This window comes from Haloarcula salina (assembly GCF_049603855.1).
GTDB lineage: Archaea > Halobacteriota > Halobacteria > Halobacteriales > Haloarculaceae > Haloarcula > Haloarcula salina_A.
Genome location: NZ_CP187146.1, coordinates 1,169,643 through 1,187,110, shown reverse-complemented (window position 1 = coordinate 1,187,110; position 17,468 = coordinate 1,169,643). Strand labels below are relative to the sequence as shown.

Here is a 17,468-nt window from a genome sequence, read left to right as displayed (position 1 = left end):
AACGGTCGGTTATCGCCGCCATCGCTCCACGAACATCCAGACGTGCGGCGACGCACTCGCAGTGGGTGACAGGGCGCTGGGCGAGGGTCACCGGGCGGAGCACGGGATGACTGTGGTTTTTGCTCCGGCCGCCCTACGCCCGCCCGTGACTGACGAGCCACTCGACGCCGTGGCCGACGCGCTCAGGGACGCAGAGACGGCCGTCGCGCTGACGGGGGCGGGCGTCTCGACGGCCTCTGGCATCCCGTCGTTCCGCGGCGAGGACGGCGTCTGGGACCGCCACGACCCGATGGACTTCCACCGGCGGCGGCTCGACGCCGATCCCGCCGAGTTCTGGGCGGACCGGCTCTCGCTGCGAGAGTCGATCTACGGCGACCTCGACCCAGAGCCGAACGCCGCCCACGAGGCGCTGGCACAACTGGAAGCCGCGGGCCGCCTCGACGCGGTCCTCACCCAGAACATCGACGGCCTGCACGACGCGGCCGGGACGGAGCGCGTCGTGGAACTGCACGGCACGCACCGGGAGGTCGCCTGCGACGACTGCGGCGACCGCCGGCCCGCCGATCCGGTGTTCGAGCGGGCGGCCGACGGCGACCTCCCGCCCCGGTGTGACTGCGGCGGCGTCTACCGGCCCGCGGTGGTCTTATTCGGCGAGGCGCTCCCCGACGTGGCGATGAACGAGGCCCAGCGCCTCGCCCGCGACAGCGACGTGTTCCTCGCCGTCGGATCGTCGCTGTCGGTCCGGCCGGCGTCGCTCCTGCCGAAAATCGCGGCCGATTCGGGCGCGACGCTCGTCGTGATAAACTACGACGAGACCCCCCGCGACGGGGACGCAGACTACGTCCTCCGGTCGGACGTGACGCGAGCGCTCCCGGGACTCGTCGAGCGGATCTGATAGCGATGAGAAGGGCGGACTGATCCCGTGCGAGCGTCGAGCGCGCTACAGTTCGACGCCGCCGGGAATCAGGCTCCGTCCGCGGAGCAGGCTCCCGTCGTGGTCGTAGACGAGCAGCGTGCGCTTCTCGTAGACGCGCGTGTCGTCCTCGCCGACGGCGAGTCGGATCTCGAAGGACGGGTGTTCGCTGCCCTCGGCGGCGGTGACGAGCGACTCGATGTCCGCTGCCGGGACGGTGGCCTCGAAGAGGTACTCGCCGGTGTGTCGATTCGTCAGCGACAGCACCCCCCTGTCCTCGTCGGGCTGGCGGCGGAAGGTCACGTCGATCTCCCCCGCATCGAGCGACTCCCCCGCTACTGTTGTGAGGCGTTCGCTGAGTTCCGCTGTCGGCCCGTCGTACTCGATCGAGAGCGTCGGGACGTCGTCTTCGGCGGCCGCGGCCTGGGTGTCGACGGTGAAGTAATCACGCCTCATTCCGGTGACTAGTCGTACGGCTCCCGGCCAAATGAACGTAACGGCGACCCGACCGACGGTATCGGTAGCTTTTACCGGGCCGGTGCACCCTCTGACAGTAGCATGGCGTGGGTGAAATCCGAGTACGCGGGCGAGTTCGCGGTGCTCGCGACCTGGCTCGTGGGACTCGCTCCCTGGTCGGTGTCCCTGTTCGAGGTCCAGCGCGTGACCGTCGTTGCGCTGCGATTTCTGCCCTTCCGGTTCCAGTTCATCTTCGGCGCGACCCTCACCGGCGAGCGCCCGTTCCTCTGGACGTGGCAGATCGGCGGCTTCCAGGAGTCCGCGACGCTCGCGCTCGCCGGCACTATCGCCACCGCGGCGCTCGCCCTCTATCTCCTCCCGCTGGGTCTCAGTCTCGTCTACTACCGCGCCGAGGACCGCGTCGAGGCGGCGCTCCCGGCGGACCCGGTCAGGGTGTTCGGCGTCCTGCTCGGCCTCGTCGGCCTCGCGACGCTCGCGGCCAGCGGGCTGTTCGTCACGTCGTTCCCCGGCGTCACGGTCCCCGTCGGGCCGTTCGTCGCCCTCGTCCTGTCGGGGCTCCTGCTGACCGTCGACCGGGCCTGAAAGCCGGTCCCGGGCGGCCGGAGCAGGCGGACCCGCACCGCCATCGGTGCGGTCCGCCGACCGCTGGCGATTATACGGATGATAATTTGGCGAGCGAATTTAAGTAGGAGCATCCGATAGCAGGGGGTAGACTCTGGGGACGCCGTGCTGTCGCCCCACCAGACCACCGATGTCGAACCCAGAACCACCAGCTCCCGGCGATATCGTCTCCGACCCGCTGGGTCACATCCGGTCGTGGCTCTCGCGGACGGCGACGGTCCTGAGCGGATCGGCCGTCCCGACGGCGAACTACGACCCCGCCCGCCACGGCCGCCTCGTCGAGTTCGACGGGCTGGACGGCTACCAAGAGATCGAGCGCTACTGGCTGAACGCCCCCTTCGCGTTCGTCTCGATCAATCACAACCCGGAACGCGACGAGAACCGGTATCACGTCGTCGAACCGTCGCTCTCCGACATCGAGCGGGAGCTGCTCGACCGCCTGTTCGAGGACATCCGTATCCCGCTCATCTACCGCGAAGACGTCGATACGGACCCCGAGCGCGTCCTCAAGGAGGAACTCGAGGCCAGACTCGAAGAGTACGGCGTCGTCATCGAGCCGGAGACGTTCTACCGGCTGTTTTACTACCTCTATCGGTCGTTCCAGGGCTACGGCCACATCGACCCGCTGATGCACGACCCGGCCATCGAAGACATCTCCTGTGACGGCGCGAACCTCCCCATCTTCGTCTACCACGACCGCTACACGGACATCGAGACGAACGTCACCTACGACGCCGCGGAGCTGAACGACTTCGTCATCCAGCTCGCCCAGCGCTCGGGCCGGCACATCTCGGTCTCTGATCCCGTCGTCTCGACGACGCTCCCGGACGGCTCGCGAATCGAACTCGCGCTCGGCGAGGAAGTGACGCCGCGCGGGTCGGCCTTCACCATCCGAAAGTACGCCGACGAGCCGTTCACGCCCATCGATCTGCTGGAGTACGGCACGTTCTCCGTGGAGATGCTCGCGTACCTCTGGCTCGCCATCGAGTCCAACAAGTCGCTCATCTTCGCCGGCGGGACCGCCGCCGGCAAGACCACGTCGATGAACGCGCTCGCGATGTTTCTCCCGCCGCGCTCGAAGGTGCTCTCCATCGAGGACACCCGCGAACTGTCGTTGTACCACGACAACTGGCTCTCGTCGGTCACGCGCGAGCGCCTCGACGACTCGGACATCACGATGTACGACCTGCTGCGCTCCGCGCTGCGCCACCGGCCCGAGTACATCATCGTCGGCGAGGTGCGCGGGGAAGAAGCCATCACGCTGTTTCAGGCGATGAACACCGGTCACACGACGTTCTCGACGATGCACGCCGACTCCGTCCAGACGGTCATCAACCGACTGGAGAACGAGCCGATCAACGTCCCGCGGCCGATGGTCCAGAGCCTCGATATCCTCTGTGTGCAGGTGCTCGGCCGCTCGGGGGGCGAGCGCGTCCGCCGCGCGAAGACGCTCGCAGAGATCGAGGGCATCGACCAGCGAACGGGCGAACTCGACTACTCGAACACGTACAGCTGGCGGCCGACCGAGGACCGCTTCACGGAGAGCAACAGCGAACTGCTCGACGAGATCCGTGACGAGCGGGGCTGGTCCCAGTCCGACCTGCTCACCGAACTTCGCGACCGCCAGCGGTTCCTCCGATACCTCCAGGAACAGACCGTCTCGGACTACCGGAAGTTCACCGCGATGGTCAACAAGTACTACGCCGATAAGGATCGCATCATGGACAGTATCGACGCCGACGCGGTAGCCTGACATGGCCTTGAACCCGCTCGGACTGGCACCGCTCGCCCTGGTCGTCGCTATCGTCGCGCTGGTGGTGTACAGCACCGTCGACGAGACGTTCGACCGGAACGTCACGCGGCTCGCTCGACGGCTGTTCGGCCGCTACGTCGGCCAGTCCACGGAGCGCGAGCGCCAGCTCGAAGCCGCCTACGTCGGCGAGACCTACCGCGGCTACGCGGCCCGAACGTTACTGTACGCCGGTGCTGGGGCCGTCGCCGGGGCCGTCGCCGGCGCGTACGCCGTCGGCGGGTTCCTGCTGGTGCTCCCCGACCTCGTGACGCTGGCGCAGGGACTGCCGTCGACGATGGTGACCGCCTTCGGCCTGCGGAACTTCGAACTCGTCCTGACGCCGACCCAGACCCTCTACATCCTCATCGGTGGCGGGGTCGCCTCGGGCGTCCTCACCGCCGCGCTCACGTACCTCGTCCGCTGGCAACAGCCCAAGAACCGGGCGGACGTTCGGGGCCGGAACATCGACGCGGGGATGGCCCGAACCATCGCGTTCATGTACGCGCTCTCTCGCGGCGGAATGTCGTTCCCCGACGTGTTGCGCGTCCTGGCCCGAAATCAGGCGATTTACGGCGACACGGCGAAGGAAGTCGGCGTCGCGGTCCGAGAGATGGACCTGTTCGGTCGGGACATGAACACCGCGCTCCGGCACGTCTCCCGCCGGACGCCGAGCGAGACGTTCAGGACGTTCTCGGAGAACCTCGGCAGCGTCCTCCAGAGCGGTCAGTCGCTGTCGTCGTTCCTCTACGAGCAGTACGAGCGCCACCACGAGGAAGCCGCCGAGCGGCAAGCGGACCTGCTCGAACGGCTGGCGACGGTCGCCGAGGCGTACGTCACCGTCTTCGTGGCCGCGGTCCTGTTCCTGATGACGATCCTGCTCGTCTTCGGATTGACGACGACGGACACGCTGTGGCTGTTACAGCTGATGGCGTACCTCGTCATCCCGCTCGCCAACGTCGGGTTCATCGTCTACCTCGACCTCAAACTCCAGGCGCTCGGCATTGCCGACATGGGAGTGACCGACGTGCTCGACAGACACGAGACGACCACGTTCGGAAAGCCGGCCGCGGCGGCCGACCGGTCAGAGGTGACCGACGGCGGCGTCGTTCCGGCCGACGAGGCGAACTGGCTCCGGCTCCGGTTCTACGACCGCGTCCAGTCCGTCCGCGACCTATTGCGCTCGCCGATGGAGTCGCTGATCTGGAACCCCCGATACGTGCTGTACATCGCCGTTCCCGTCGCGCTGCTGTTGCTCGCGTTCCGACTGCCCGCCGCGTTGCAAGCGTCGGCCGTCAACGTCCGCATCGCCGACGACTTCGTCATCCAGGCCGCGCTGTTGATTCTCGCCCCGTTCGCGCTGGCGCGCTGGGTGTACGCCCGTCGACTGGCCCGCATCGAGGCGGCGACGCCGGACCTGCTCGAACGGCTGGCCAGTCTGAACGAGGCCGGGATGACGGTCGTCGAGAGCCTCCGTCGCGTTCGCGGGAGCGACCTCGGCGTGCTCACCCCCGAGATGGACCGGATCTGGTCCGACATCTCGATGGGCGCGAACGTCGACGACGCGCTGGTTCGGTTCGGCCGCCGAGTCCGTACCGCGTCTGTCACGCGCGTCGTGACGCTGCTGACCAACGCGATGCACGCCTCGGGCGAACTCGGGCCGGTGTTCCGCATCGCCGCGACCCAGTCCCGCGCCGACCTCAGACTGAAGCGCCGCCGCCAGCAGCAGATGCTCACCTACCTCGTCGTCATCTACGTTTCCTTTCTCGTCTTCCTCATCATCATCGTCGCCGTTCAGGAGGTGCTCGTCCCGAGCCTGCCGTCGAACGTGCCGACGCCGCCGTCGTCGAACCGCCTCGGCGTCGACGCCAGCCAGTTCGCGCGCTTCGGGCAGGTCGACAAGGCCGCGTACACGCTCGTGTTCTTCCACACTGCCCTGATACAGGCGGTCCTGACGGGCTTCGTCGGCGGCCAGCTGGGCGAGGGGAGCCTCAAGGACGGCGCGAAACACGCCGCGGTGCTACTGGGCGTCGCTTACATCGCCTTCCTCCTGCTGTCCTCACCGGTCGCCTCGATGACGGTCACCAGTCCCGCCGTGTCCGGCGACCAGCTCACCGTCGAGTCGGCGTCGCTCTCCGAGGGCGGCTTCCTCGTCGTCCACCGCTACGAGGAGTCCGGGCGCGTCATCGGGACCTCGGAGTACCTCTCGGCCGGGACCCACCGCGACGTTCGCATCGAACTCGACGGGCCGCCCCCCACCGGCCAGCCGCTGGTCCTCGTCGCCCATCAGGACACGAACGGGAACGAGCGGTTCGACTACGTCTTCGGCGCGTCGGGGTCGCCCGACAGGCCCTACGCGTCGTCGTCAGCGGGCGAGAACGTCACCGTCACGCACACGGTCCGGTGACGCTGGGTTTACGGTCACCAGCGAGGAACTGACGCCCGATGGAGTTCGCCGCCTTCGCCGACCGCGCCGAAGAGATCGAAGCCGAGAGCGCAGACACCGCCATCACCGACGCGGTGACCGCGCTGTTCGCCGACGCGGGCGACGACCTCGGGACGCTCGCTCGCTTCGTCCAGGGCCGGGTATTCCCCGCCCACGAGTCGCGGACGCTGGATATCGGACCGCGGCTCTGCTACGAGGCCATCGCTCGCGCGGCGGGACAGAACGTCGACGCCGACGACGTTGAACGGCGGCTGGCCGAGCGCGGCGAGATCGGGGCCGTCGCGGCCAGCTACGAGTTCGGCGGCCAGCGGGGGCTCGCCGCCTTCGGCGCGGGCGGCGACGACGCGCTCACGGTGGCCGAACTCGACGCCGAACTGCGCGACCTGGCCGCCGTCGACGGCGACGGCAGTCAGGGGACCAAAGTTGACATCCTCTTCGGGCTGTTCAACCGCTGTTCGCCGTCGGAGGCCGCCTTCCTCGCCCGACTCGTCCTCTCGGAGATGCGCATCGGCGTCGGCGAGGGGACGGTTCGGGACGCCGTCGCGGCCGCCTTCGACGCGCCCGTCGAGACCGTCGAGCGAGCGCTCCAGGTCTCGAACGACTACGGCCACGTCGCCGAGGTGGCCCGCGACGAGGGCGATGCCGGACTGGCGGCCATCACGCTCGAAATCGGCCGCCCGGTCCAGGCCATGCTCGCGCAGGCGGGAACCGTCACCGGAGCGCTCGACGACTGGGAGCGCGTCGCGGTCGAGTGGAAGTACGACGGCGCTCGCGTGCAGGTCCACTTCGACGGGGAGGACGCCCGCCTGTTCTCCCGGAACATGGAGGAGGTAACCGACCCGCTCCCGGAGGTCGTCGACCGCGTCGAGTCGACGCTGTCCGCGCCCGCCATCCTCGACGGCGAGGTCGTCGCGGTCGACGACGAGGGGGAACCGCTCCCTTTCCAGGAGGTGCTCCGGCGGTTCCGGCGCAAGCACGACGTGGCTGCGACCCGCGAGGACGTGGCCGTTCGCCTCCACGCCTTCGACTGCCTGCACGCCGACGGCGAGGACCTGCTCGATGCGACGCTCTCGGAGCGTCACGACCGCCTCGAATCGCTGTGCGCCGCCGACGGCGACCTCGTTTCCGAGGTCCGAATCTGTGACACCGCCGACGAAATCGAGCAGATCGAGGGCGCCGCCCTCGCGGCCGGCCAGGAGGGCATCATGCTGAAGGACCCCGACGCCGCGTACACCCCCGGGAAGCGGGGCAAGCGCTGGCGCAAGCGCAAGCCCGACGTGGAGACGCTGGACTGCGTCGTGACCGGCGCGGAGTGGGGCGAGGGCCGCCGGGCGAACGTCCTCGGGACGTTCGAACTCGCCGTGCGGACCGACGACGGCTACGCCACCGTCGGCAACGTCGCGACGGGCCTCACCGACGAGGAACTCGACGACCTGACCGAGCGCTTCGAGGCCCACGTCCGCGCCGAGGACGGCCGCGAGGTCGACCTCGACCCCGCGGTCGTCTTCGAGGTCGGCTACGAGGAGATCCAGGCCTCACAGTCCTACGACTCGGGGTACGCGCTGCGATTCCCCCGGTTCCGCTCGGTCCGCGAGGACAAGTCCCCCGCGGACGCCGACTCCCTGGAGCGGGTCGAGCGACTCGCCGACGGTGGGTGACCGGCGGCGACGGCGGCATGGCGCTCGCGTGGCCCGGACCGACACGTGTAATGGCCGCCTCTGTGTACCGTGGCCCATGACAGTTCGACACGACGGCATCACCGCCGAGTGGCTCGGCTACGCGACCCTCCGACTCGAAGGCGAAGACACCGTGGTCTACTTCGACCCCGGCCGCTACGGCGTCCTCACCGGCGAGTGGGAACCGGACACGCCCGGCGTCGGCCACCCGCCGACGCGCGACTACGCCCCGAAGGACGGCGACATCGTCTGCGTGACCCACGTCCACCACTACGACCCGGACGGTATCCGCCGGGTCGCGAGCGACGACGCCACCGTCGTCGCCTGCGAGGGCATCAACGTCCGCGACTCCGACCGCGACCTCGACCGCCTCGCCGACCTCGACTACGAGGTGCGCGAGGTGTCGACGGAGGCCGACATCCTGGTCGACGGCGTGCCCGTCTGGACCGTCCCGGCGTACAACCACGAGGACGGTCGGAACGTGAAAGACGACGGCACGCCCATCCACCCGAAGGGCATCGGCTGTGGCTTCCTCGTCTCGCTCGACGACACCCGCGTGTTCTGGACCGGCGACACCGACGTGCTGGAGGGGCACGCGGAACTCGACGTGTCGCTGTTCGTCCCCTCCATCGCCCAGAACTACACGATGAACCGCCACGAGGCCGCCGATCTGGCCGAAGCGATGGACCCGGACCTCGTGCTTCCGATACACTACAACACGTTCACGTCGCTCGAAGCCGACTCGGGCGCGTTCGCCGAGGACGTGGCAAAGCGCGGCGTTCCGGTCGTGCTGGACGAGAACTGACTGGCGAACCCGTCTGCGGCGACCCGAGACGGTGGTCCCTCACCCCATCTGTCAGTGAAACAATATTGGGGCGTTCAGCAGAACACAACCGACATGGAACGCGCCAGTGATCGAGCAGGAGAAACACGTTCCTCAGCCGATCGAACGCCCTCGTTCGGACGCCTACTGCTGGTCTGGGTCCTCGTCGGCTGGTCGCTCTGGTCGCTCGGCGCTGCAGTGGCCGATGCGATTCAGGCCGAACTGCCGCTGTCGACGATGGGGAGCGGCCTGTTGTTCGGAACGATCGTCGTCGTGTCGTTCTGGACCGCCGGCTTTCACCCATCACTCAGAGCCAGTTTCGGCTATTTCGTGATGGAGCAACTCTTCGATCTGATCGTGCTCTTCGGTACCGTCCTGATCTTCGCTCCAGCACCGACACCGTGGGCGACGGTCGCGCTCCAGCTCGTCTCGATCTGTCTCGCTGGGACGCTGCTGTTTACCTCCGTCGGTGCGGAAGTGCGAAAGTGGGGTCGTCGACGCGCCCATTCACTGCTCAAGCTCCCGCCACAGGAGAAGTCGCCGGACCACGACTAATGGGTTGCCACGCAGAACTGGACGAAACACACCAGGATTGGCCCCTGCCCAGACGGTGAATCGGTCACGGGCGTACACCGCCGCGGAAGGTACTGTGTACGCGCTGGAATGATCGCGAAAACGTCTGCTAGGTACCCTGCCTACAGCACGCCCATCTCGTCCAGCCGCTCGGGCAGGTACGTATCAGTCACGAAGTCCAGCCCGCGGGAGGCCAGCGCCTGCTGTTCCGCCTTCTTGTTGATGTCGAGCTGGAGTTCGATCTGTTCGGTCCAGAACTCCGACTGGAAGCGCGGGTCCTCCAGTTCGCTCTCCAGCGCGTTGACGTCGGAGTCCGACAGCGGGTCCGTCGGCAGTTCGTACTCGACGATGTCCTCCGGGCGGATGCCGATGAACTGGGCCTCGGGGGTCGCCAGGTACTCCGAGAGGTGGGCGCTCTTGATCGAGCCGTAGGAGACCGACCCGAAGATGCGGTACGACCACGGGTCACCGTCAGTGAACACCGTGACCGGGAGGTCCAGTTCGTCGTGGAGCCGCTTGATGAGCCGCCGGGTCGCCCGCGCGGGCTGGCCGCCGAGGTGGACGACCAGGGCGTCGTACTCGTCGTCGAAGCCGTTCTCGACGAGTCGGTCGCGCATACCGCCGGTCTCCACACAGAGGACGAACTCCGCGTCGTTGTCGAGGAACTCGATAGTGTCGGGGTTGTTCGGGATCTGGTAGCCGCCCTGGCCGACGTCGTCCTGGCAGTGAATCTCGCGGTCGCCGCGGTTGGTCTGCTCGCGGAGGAGCAGGGGCCCCATCACCTTCGCCCCGGACTCTTCCGGCCGCATGTGGAAGTCCTCGCGTTTGACCTCGGAGACGATCTCAAGGTCCTCGATGAGGTTGTTCGATTCGTCCTGCGTGTTGAACTGGGCTTCGTCGAGGTCCCAGGACTCAGAGAGGTAGTACAGTTCACGCAGGGTCGACGAGCGGTCCTCCTCCAGTTGCTGGGAGAGGAAGTCGATGGTGTAGATGGCCTTCAGAATCTTCTCTGCCCCCGAGACCGTCTTGGCCGACCGCGTGGAGTTGCGGTCGCCGTACACCCAGACCTGCTCGTCCTCGTCGAAGACGATGTTCGACTTCGTCCGGGTTGGGATGGTCATGGTCGGTACCTCGCCGCCGGCGAACTGGTCGTAGAACTCCGCCGCGAGGTCGATGAGTTGCTCGCGCGCTTCCTCCGATTCGGGTGTCGTGTCTGATTCGGTGCTCATATCAGGCGTTCACCGTGAGTTTCTCGTCTTCGACGCCGTCGACCGAGACGGTGAACTCGGCCTCGTCGCGCACGCTGTACTCCAGGACGGCAGTGTCGCCGGACTCGACGGTCGTAGACCACTTGACGAACCACTCGCCGTCCATCTCGACGACCGTCGCGCCGTTGGTGTCCTGTGGCTCGGCGGTGACGATGTCGGTCAGGTCGATATCGGCGTTCGTGTCGTCGTTGTTCTCGACGGTCACGCGGACGGTGTCGCCGTCGACCTCGCGCTCGACGAGGACGTTGTTCATGATGCGCGCCAGCGAGTCGTCGATCTCCAGTTCGTCGTTGCCGGTGACCTCGGTGAGCTTCTCGGCCATCTCCGGCAGGATGGTCGCCAGTTTGTCCTGTTTCTTGCGGCGCTGTTGCATCGACTGGCGCTTGTTCAGGTAGCTCTTGAGTTCGCGGGCGGCCTCCCGGATGGCGAGTTCGATCTCGTCTTCCATCTCGGGGACGTTGGCGATGGCGTCCTTCGACTCGCTGGTGAAGGGAACGTTCGTCGAGGCGACGTGGACCATGATGACCGCCGGGCCGTTGGGGATGCCCGAGCCGCCGGGCTGGTCGAGGTTGTAGTTGCGCCAGCGGATGGACTTGACCACGTCCGTCGTGGCACAGGCCCCGCGCTGGTAGACGAGGGGCACGCGGTTGGCGAAGCGCATTACGTCGACGCTGCCCTCGGCTTCCAGTTCGCCGCCGTAGGCGATGCCGGCCTCGACGATGAACGGGTCGCCGCCGTGAACCGCCGCGTCGCGCGTCGAGGCGGCGTAGAAGTCCGCGTCGAACTCCTTGCGGAGCCCCTCCTCGACCAGTTCGGCGGTGATCGGCGAGAGGCAGTCCGTCGGCGGCGCGATGATGTCCGTCTCGCGCATCGCCGAGAGCAGTTCGCTCGCCGTGTCCCGGTCGTCGGCCACGTTCGAGACCTTCGGGGGGTCCTCGGGGACACGTACGGCCGCGGTCCAGAGTTCGTCCAGGACGTTCTCGCGGGCCGTCTCGCCGAAGGTGGCGTCGTCTTGCTCCTCGGTCATGTCGGCCGCGCGGTCGACGTACTCGCGGAACTCGTCGCGGGTCAGACAGTGGCGGCCCTCGTCCGCGAACTTGTCGGCGAGTCGCCGTGCGAGTCCCTCGACCACGGCGTCGTCCTTGCGCACCGTCGTCGCCTCGTCGACCAGCGCGTAGAGGTCGCTCGTCCGCTCGCTCGTGACCGCGCCCCACGCGGCCTCGACGGCGTTCTCGCGGACCGTCGCGCCGAAGGTCGTGTCGCCGTCCGCCTCAGCCTCGTCGGCCGACTCGTCGACGATGGCTTCGATCTCGTGGTACGCCACGCGGTCGCGGTCGTGAATCGCGTCGGAAACGGCGGCGGCGAAGGTCGCGGTCGTCTCCGCGCCCTTGTTCGCGACGGCGTCCTCGACGGCGGCCTCGACGTCGGCTTCCTCGCCGACCTTCGGCGGTTGCCACGCCATGCCACGGCCGTAGTGGCGGTCGTTGAAGTTCGCGATGACGCTGTCGGCCGTTTTCCCGCCCACGCGGGTGAATTCTTCCTGGAGGAACCCGGAGATAGAGTAGGAGTCGGTGGCTTCGAGCATCTTCAGCAGCGTCCCGAGTTCGACCCCGTGGGGGTGCGGGCGGATCTCCTCGGTCTCGTCGGGGAGGTCTGCACCCTCCGCGCGCTCGAACTTCAGGGACTCCTCCAGCCCCGGCTCGTCGAACTCGATGCGAGCGTGGGGGTTGACGACGGCGGTGTCCTGGATGTAGTCCCGGAGCGTCGACCGGGCGCGCATGTTGGCCTCCATCTCCAGTTCGATGCGGGTCCCGTGGGGGCGCTCCCACGTCGTCGTCTCGTCGACGCTGATCTCCGGTTCGTTCGTGTCCGTGTCGACGATGAGTTCGAAGTACTGCGCCTGGTCCTGGCCCTTCGGTCGGGACGTGATCTTCGCTGGCTTGCCGGAGGTCAGCTGCGAGTAGAGAACCGCCGCGGAGATACCGATCCCCTGCTGGCCGCGGTTCTGCTCGCGGGCGTGGAACCGCGAGCCGTAGAGGAGCTTCCCGAAGATCTTCGGCGCTTGCTCTTTCGTGATACCGGGGCCGTTGTCCTCGACGACCAGCCGATAGTAGTCACCGGACTCCTGAATCTCGACGTAGATGTCGGGGAGGATACCGGCCTCCTCGCAGGCGTCGAGCGCGTTGTCGACGGCCTCCTTGACGGCCGTGACGAGCGCCCGGGCCTCCGAGTCGAAGCCCAGCATGTGTTTGTTCTTCTCGAAGAACTCGGCGATGGAGATGGCCCGCTGGGACTCGGCCAACTCCTCGGCGATACCCTCGCCTTCGCCGAGTCGCGACTGATACGAGGTCATTGTCGTGCGGTACGTACCGGCGTGGAGGTTAAAAGGTAATCGCCACCGGAGTGAAAGTGAACCGCGTGACGGGACGTCCGTCGTTCTCGCTCGCGCGCGTGCGGGACTTTTATACGTCCACCGCTGTTAGCAGGCGTAAGTTCCTATGTCAGGAGAGTCTGATGAGTACGGCGCAAAGTCGATCCAGACCCTCGAAGGGCTGGAAGCCGTCCAGAAGCGGCCCGCGATGTACATCGGGTCGACGGACGCTCGCGGTCTCCACCACCTCGTCTACGAGGTGGTCGACAACGCGATCGACGAGGCGCTCGCGGGATACTGCGACACTATCGACGTAACGATTCACGACGACGGCTCTGTCTCTGTCACTGACGACGGGCGAGGGATTCCCGTCGACGAACACGAAGAACACGGCCGCCCGGCCGTCGAGGTCGTGATGACGATCCTTCACGCCGGCGGCAAGTTCGACAACAAGTCCTACCAGGTCTCCGGCGGCCTCCACGGCGTGGGCGTCAGCGTGGTCAACGCCCTCTCGAAGTGGCTCGAAGTCGAGGTCAGGCGCGACGGCGCGCTCTGGAAGCAGCGCTTCGACCACGGCAAACCGGAGTACGACCTGAAGCGGGTCCGCGACCTCGAACCCGACGAGGAGACGGGGACGACGGTCCGCTTCTGGCCCGACGACGACATCTTCGAGACCGGCGAGTTCACGTTCTCGACGCTCGCCTCCCGCCTGCGCGAACTGGCCTTCCTCAACTCCGGCGTCGCCATCACCATCGAAGACGAGCGCGACGGCGAGTCGGAGACGTTCGCCTACGACGGCGGCATCCGGGAGTTCGTCGAGTACCTGAACGAAACCAAGGACCCGCTCCACCGCGACGTCATCTACTTCGAGGACGAGGAGGAAATCGCGGACGGAACCGTCCACGTCGAGATCGCCATGCAGGGAACGGACGACCTGCAGGGCTCGATCCACGCCTTCGCGAACAACATCAACACGCGGGAGGGCGGGACCCACCTCACCGGGTTCAAGACCTCGCTCACGCGCGTCGTCAACGACTACGCGACCGACAACGACCTGCTGAAGGACTTAGACGACACGCTGAAGGGCGACGACATCCGCGAGGGGCTGACCGCGGTCATCTCGGTCAAGCACCCGGACCCGCAGTTCGAGGGCCAGACCAAGACGAAGCTCGGCAACAGCGAGGTCCGCGGCATCGTCGAGTCCGCGATGCACGACGGCCTCGCGACGTTCTTCGAGGAGAACCCCGACACCGCCGAGGCCATCGTCGGCAAGGCCGTCGAGGCCGCGAAGGCCCGCAAGGCCGCAAAGAAGGCCGAAGAGCTGACGCGGCGCAAGTCGGCGCTCGACTCGACGGCGCTGCCCGGCAAGCTCGCGGACTGCCAGACCCGCGACCCCGAGGACGCCGAGCTGTTCATCGTCGAGGGCGACTCCGCCGGCGGGAGTGCAAAGCAGGGCCGCAACCCCGAGTTCCAGGCTATCCTCCCCATCAAGGGGAAGATCCTGAACGTCGAGAAACACCGCCTCGACCGGATTCTGGAGAACAACGAGATTCGGAACCTCATCACCGCGCTTGGAACGGGCATCGGCGACGAGTTCGACGCCGACGACCTCCGCTACGAGAAGATCATCCTGATGACCGACGCCGACGTCGACGGTGCGCACATCCGGACGCTCCTGTTGACGCTGTTCTACCGGCACATGAAGCCCCTGCTCGAGGCGGGCAACGTCTACGCCTCCCAGCCGCCGCTGTACCGCGTTCGCTACCGCGGCAACACCTACGACGCGATGACGGAGGAAGAGCGCGACCGCATCGTCGAGGAGAAGTGCGACGGGAACCCCACACAGGTCCAGCGGTTCAAGGGTCTCGGTGAGATGAACCCCGAACAGCTCTGGGAGACGACGATGGACCCCGACAACCGCATCCTCAAGCAGATCACCATCGAGGACGCCGCGGCCGCCGACAAGATGTTCAACGTCCTGATGGGCGACGCCGTCGAACCGCGCAAGGAGTTCATCAAGGAACACTCCCCCGAAGCGGAGTGGGTCGACATATGAGTTCAGACGTTCCAGACGACACCGACGTGCCGGCACAGCAGATCAAACACGTCCGCATCGAGGACGAGATGGAGCAGTCCTACATCGACTACGCGATGTCCGTCATCGCGGGTCGGGCGCTCCCGGACGTCCGCGACGGCCTGAAGCCCGTCCACCGGCGCATCCTCTACGCGATGCACGAGATGGGCGTCACCTCCAACACCGCCCACCGGAAGTCCTCGTCCATCATCGGCGAGACGATGGGTGACTTCCACCCGCACGGCGACTCGGCCATCTACGATACGCTCGTTCGGATGGCACAGGACTTCTCGATGCGCTACCCGCTCGTCGACGGGCAAGGGAACTTCGGCTCGATGGACGGCGACCCGGCCGCGGCGATGCGGTACACGGAGGCCCGGATGGCCCCGCTCGCCGAGGAACTGCTCGAAGACATCGAGAAGGACACCGTCGACTTCTCCAGCAACTACGACGACCGCCTGCAAGAGCCGGACGTGCTCCCGGCGAAGGTCCCGAACCTCCTGCTCAACGGCTCGTCGGGCATCGCCGTCGGGATGTCGACCAACATCCCGCCGCACAACCTCGGCGAACTGGTCGACGCGACGGTCCACCTGCTCGAAAACCCCGACGCCACCGTCGAGGACCTGATGGAACACGTCAAGGGCCCGGACTTCCCGACCGGCGGCAACATCGTCGGCCGCGACGCCATCTACTCGGCGTACACGACCGGCCGCGGCCGCCTCCGCGTCCGCGCCGAGTACGAGGTCGACCCCGAGGAGGGACGCATCGTCATCTCCGAACTCCCCTACCAGGAGAACAAGGCACGCGTCGTCGAGCGCATCGCCGAGGACGTAAACGAGGGGAAGATCGAGGGCATCTCGGACCTCCGCGACGAGTCGGACCGCAACGGCGTCCGCATCGTCGTCGAACTCAAGCGCGGCGCGAACGTCGACGTGGTCGAGAACCGTCTGCTCGACCACCACCTCGAATCCACTTTCGGCGTCATCAACCTCTCGCTCGTCGACGGCCAGCCCAAGGTCCTCTCGCTGAAAGAGAGTCTTCAGCACTACATCGACCACCGCCGCGAGGTCGTCCGGCGGCGCTCCGAGTACGACCTCGCCGAGGCCGAAGACCGCGCCCACATCCTCGAAGGCCGCCTGAAGGCCCTGGAGAACGTCGAGGACGTGGTCGAACTCATCCGCAACAGCGAGGACCGCGACGCTGCGCGGGCCGGCCTGCAGGAGTCGTTCGACTTCTCCGAGGAGCAGGCCGCCCACATCGTTCGGATGCAACTCGGCTCGCTCACCTCGATGGAGGCCGCCGAGATCGAAGACGAGTACGAGGACGTCCAGGACACCATCGACTACCTCGAATCCGTCCTCGCCAGCCGCGCGAAGCTCGACGGCGTCATCGCCGACGAACTCCGGGAGATCAAAGACGAATACGACGACGACCGCCGGACCAGCATCATCGAGGACGAGGGCCAGGTCACCCACGAGGACCTCATCCCCGAGGAGGACTGCGTCGTCGTCATCACCGAGGACGACTACATCAAGCGGATGCCGGTGGAGAACTTCGACCCGCAGAACCGCGGCGGCAAGGGCATCATCGGGGCCGACCCCAAGGAGGACGACCGCGTCTCGAAGGTGTTCCGCGCCAACAGCCACGACTACCTGCTCTGTTTCACCAATCAGGGTCAGGTCTACCGGCTCAAGACCTACGAGATCCCGGAGATGTCCCGGACCGCGCGGGGCAAGTCCGCCATCAACCTCATCGACCTCGCCGACGGCGAGGAACTGACCGCCGTCGTCTCGACCGACGAGTTCGAGGACGACGAGTGCATCACGATGGTGACCCGGAACGGGTACACCAAGCGCACCTGCGCCGCCGACTTCGAGAACATCCGGACGACGGGTATCCGCGCGGCGAAACTCGAGGACGGGGACTCGCTCGTCGACGTCGAGGTGACCGACGGGACGACGGACCTCGTCGTCGCCACCGAACACGGGATGACCATCCGCTTCGACGAGAACGAGGTCCGCGAGATGGGGCGGACAGCACGGGGCGTCCGGGCCATCGACCTGCAGGGCGACGACAAGGTGGCCGCGATGGTCGCCACCGTCGACGCCGACGAGCGCTCGCTGCTGACCGTCACCGAACACGGCTTCGGCAAGCGAACGCTGCTCGACGAGTACCGCCGCCAGTCCCGCTACGGGAAGGGACTCATCGACATCAAGACCGACGAGCGAAACGGCCGCGTCTCGACGGCCAAGGCCGTCACCGACGACGACCACCTCGTCATCATGTCCGAGCGGGGTCAGATCATGCGCATCCGCGCCGGCGACGTGTCGCAGGTCGGTCGGAACACGAAGGGCGTGACGATCATGGAGTTAGCGGACGGCGACCGCGTCGCGAGCGTCACGGTCGTTCCGGCAGACGCCGAATAGAACCGAGAGCG

12 protein-coding genes are annotated in these 17,468 nt (G+C 67.0%); 9 read left to right on the top strand and 3 right to left on the bottom strand.

What is annotated here, in order from left to right; genetic code table 11:
• Window positions 1-106 precede the first annotated feature (106 nt).
• The gene (locus tag ACOZ4I_RS06165; RefSeq protein ID WP_424004784.1) at window positions 107-895 is read left to right on the top strand and encodes an NAD-dependent protein deacylase; all 789 of its coding nucleotides are present in this window, start codon (window positions 107-109) and stop codon (window positions 893-895) included.
• A 45-nt stretch (window positions 896-940) separates the two neighbouring features.
• On the opposite strand, the gene ACOZ4I_RS06160 is transcribed toward ACOZ4I_RS06165, so the two are convergent.
• Window positions 941-1,369 (bottom strand): DUF5793 family protein, encoded by a 429-nt coding sequence (locus ACOZ4I_RS06160; protein ID WP_424004058.1) that lies wholly within the window; start codon window positions 1,367-1,369, stop codon window positions 941-943.
• 102 nt (window positions 1,370-1,471) lie between these two features.
• Here ACOZ4I_RS06160 and ACOZ4I_RS06155 point away from each other — a divergent pair, with 102 nt between their 5' ends.
• From ACOZ4I_RS06155 to ACOZ4I_RS06130, 6 genes are all read left to right on the top strand, one after another.
• On the top strand, window positions 1,472-1,972 hold the full coding sequence (locus ACOZ4I_RS06155; protein ID WP_424004056.1) for a TIGR04206 family protein: 501 nt from the start codon (window positions 1,472-1,474) through the stop codon (window positions 1,970-1,972).
• A 169-nt stretch (window positions 1,973-2,141) separates the two neighbouring features.
• On the top strand, window positions 2,142-3,764 hold the full coding sequence (locus ACOZ4I_RS06150; protein WP_424004054.1) for a type II/IV secretion system ATPase subunit: 1,623 nt from the start codon (window positions 2,142-2,144) through the stop codon (window positions 3,762-3,764).
• A 1-nt stretch (window position 3,765) separates the two neighbouring features.
• The gene (locus ACOZ4I_RS06145) at window positions 3,766-6,207 is read left to right on the top strand and encodes a type II secretion system F family protein (RefSeq protein WP_424004052.1); all 2,442 of its coding nucleotides are present in this window, start codon (window positions 3,766-3,768) and stop codon (window positions 6,205-6,207) included.
• Between the two features lie 38 nt (window positions 6,208-6,245).
• Entirely contained in the window at window positions 6,246-7,904 is a 1,659-nt protein-coding gene (gene ligA, locus ACOZ4I_RS06140) for an ATP-dependent DNA ligase LigA (RefSeq protein WP_424004050.1), read from the top strand.
• Between the two features lie 76 nt (window positions 7,905-7,980).
• Window positions 7,981-8,727, top strand: coding sequence for an MBL fold metallo-hydrolase (locus ACOZ4I_RS06135; protein WP_424004048.1), 747 nt, complete (start codon window positions 7,981-7,983; stop codon window positions 8,725-8,727).
• A gap of 93 nt (window positions 8,728-8,820) precedes the next feature.
• The gene (locus tag ACOZ4I_RS06130) at window positions 8,821-9,300 is read left to right on the top strand and encodes a hypothetical protein (RefSeq protein ID WP_424004046.1); all 480 of its coding nucleotides are present in this window, start codon (window positions 8,821-8,823) and stop codon (window positions 9,298-9,300) included.
• A 140-nt stretch (window positions 9,301-9,440) separates the two neighbouring features.
• Here ACOZ4I_RS06130 and ACOZ4I_RS06125 read toward each other — a convergent pair whose 3' ends face one another.
• Window positions 9,441-10,547: a DNA topoisomerase IV subunit A gene (locus tag ACOZ4I_RS06125; protein WP_424004044.1), complete on the bottom strand. Its 1,107-nt coding sequence runs from the start codon at window positions 10,545-10,547 to the stop codon at window positions 9,441-9,443.
• 1 nt (window position 10,548) lies between these two features.
• On the bottom strand, window positions 10,549-12,939 hold the full coding sequence (locus tag ACOZ4I_RS06120; protein ID WP_424004042.1) for a DNA topoisomerase VI subunit B: 2,391 nt from the start codon (window positions 12,937-12,939) through the stop codon (window positions 10,549-10,551).
• 145 nt (window positions 12,940-13,084) lie between these two features.
• On the opposite strand from ACOZ4I_RS06120, the gene gyrB reads away from it, so the two are divergent.
• Both gyrB and gyrA read left to right on the top strand, forming a co-directional pair.
• Window positions 13,085-15,013: a DNA topoisomerase (ATP-hydrolyzing) subunit B gene (gene gyrB, locus ACOZ4I_RS06115; protein WP_424004040.1), complete on the top strand. Its 1,929-nt coding sequence runs from the start codon at window positions 13,085-13,087 to the stop codon at window positions 15,011-15,013.
• Window positions 15,010-17,457, top strand: coding sequence for a DNA gyrase subunit A (gene gyrA, locus ACOZ4I_RS06110; RefSeq protein WP_424004038.1), 2,448 nt, complete (start codon window positions 15,010-15,012; stop codon window positions 17,455-17,457). Before gyrB ends, gyrA begins: the two co-directional genes overlap by 4 nt.
• The last annotated feature ends 11 nt before the right edge of the window (window positions 17,458-17,468 follow it).